The organism is Psychrobacter sp. 1Y4 (assembly GCF_051847555.1).
Genome location: NZ_JBPYDE010000437.1, coordinates 1 through 764 on the forward strand (window position 1 = coordinate 1; position 764 = coordinate 764).

At 44.4% G+C, this 764-nt stretch carries 1 protein-coding gene; it reads right to left on the bottom strand.

The genetic code is table 11. From position 1 onward, the window contains the following. Nucleotides 1-122: 122 nt before the first annotated feature. Nucleotides 123-746 carry a F0F1 ATP synthase subunit delta gene (locus ACS8FC_RS16810; RefSeq protein WP_439297625.1) on the bottom strand — a complete coding sequence of 208 codons (624 nt, stop codon included), beginning with the start codon at nucleotides 744-746 and terminating at the stop codon, nucleotides 123-125. Nucleotides 747-764 lie beyond the last annotated feature (18 nt).

Here is a 764-nt window from a genome sequence, read left to right on the forward strand (position 1 = left end):
CTGATTTCCGCTGGATTCAATTGTTGCATTGCCTTGTTTCCTTTAATTTATGATAACCCGCCTACTGACTCAAATGCTCTTGCTATGATGCAGATAATATATGACTGCATCGATAAATGGCATTAGGCAGTTAGCTGTGTTTTTAACTGTTGTAACTTGCCGCGCATCGAATCATCAATGACTTTATCACCGACTTTGATTGTAGCGCCTGCCAATAAACTTGGATCAACTGATTCGTGAATCACTACACTGGCATTTAGCGAGGCAGCAAGACGCGTTTGCAACGTTTGACGCTGGTCATCAGTCAATGGGTAGGCAGAAGTCACATATGCGTCAAGCTGCTTTAAGCTTATTGCCTTGTGACGGCGATAATGCTCATAAACTTCAGGAAGCAGCGCTAGACGCTCTTGTTGCGCCAACTGCTTAACAAAATTATTGAGCTGGGGTGATACTTTAGGGTAGCTAATACTGTTACCGTAACGAGAACCTTTGCTCTCGCCTAGTAGCTGTTTAAAAGCAGAGTCGCTATCACCGGCCACTTGTGAGTCATAAAGATCGACCAAAGCAGCTGACTTATGCTCAGCAGAAACAGCTGGATTGTCTAGCCAAGTACTGAACGACTTGTCATTGACAACAGTGCTAGCGACAAGTAAGAAATCTTCCCACTCGTGTACAGCGCCGTTTTCATTGGCATAGTCAAACGCGGCTTTAGCGTACGGTCGTGCTAAGGTTGATAAGTCAGCCATTATATCCTCACAATTACA